Source organism: Blautia sp. AF14-40 (assembly GCF_003479665.1).
Classification (GTDB): domain Bacteria; phylum Bacillota; class Clostridia; order Lachnospirales; family Lachnospiraceae; genus Fusicatenibacter; species Fusicatenibacter saccharivorans.
This window is the reverse complement of record NZ_QUHK01000016.1, coordinates 76236-76987: the sequence shown is the minus strand read 5'-3', so window position 1 is coordinate 76987 and position 752 is coordinate 76236. Positions and strand designations below refer to the sequence as shown.

The following is a 752-nucleotide window of genomic DNA, read 5'->3' as shown; positions in this document are numbered from 1 at the left end:
GAGATTGATGAAACCGTCTGACTTCCAGAAAACAGTTCAATGCCGTTTTGAAAGTTGTTTGAAGAAAGTTGTCCGACATGTTGTTAAGGACTATCAGAAGAAATTAAAACGACGACAAAAGGAAGAAACACTCTTTTGTGAACTTCCAGAAATCGTTGTAGAAAATCTGGCTGTCTGGGACGACTATGATACGGACTATACGATTTTCAATGTATGCGGTAATGATATTCGTGTCTATGATGATGAATTGGCAGAAGCCTTGAAACAGTTATCCGAGCGTAACCGTGAAACTTTGCTGATGTATTACTTCTTGGAAATGAACAACGAAGAAATTGCAAAAAAGCAGAATATTTCCAGAAGCGGTGTATTCCAAAATCGACATAACTCATTGGTACTTATGAAAAAATTACTAAAGGAGAAACAGTAAAATGAAGCAAACATTTAAGAAGCCGTCCTACTATTTGCTTTCACAAGCAATGGACGGAGACGAAAAAGCGATTGAAAAGATACTGGCATTTTATGACCCGTACATATCAAAGTGCTGTCTGCGTCCACTCTATGATGAATACGGCAATGTTTATATTGTTGTAGATATGGAATTAAAGGGACTTATCAGAGAAGCACTTATCAAAATGATTTTAGGGTTTGATATCGCCTTAGAAATCGAAGAAGAATAACAAGCAGTAACCGCAGAGTATGATTTGTTCAATCCCCTCTTTCCTGCTCTGCACCTGCTTTTACATGAAAGCAAC

Annotated in this window: 2 protein-coding genes; both read left to right on the top strand. The window is 37.5% G+C overall.

Annotated elements, in window-relative coordinates; genetic code table 11:
* Window positions 1-427: RNA polymerase sigma factor (locus DWW13_RS12170; protein ID WP_442857776.1), on the top strand; the 427-nt coding region annotated here is incomplete at its 5' end.
* A 1-nt stretch (window position 428) separates the two neighbouring features.
* Window positions 429-677 (top strand): helix-turn-helix domain-containing protein, encoded by a 249-nt coding sequence (locus DWW13_RS12165; RefSeq protein ID WP_004613734.1) that lies wholly within the window; start codon window positions 429-431, stop codon window positions 675-677.
* The last annotated feature ends 75 nt before the right edge of the window (window positions 678-752 follow it).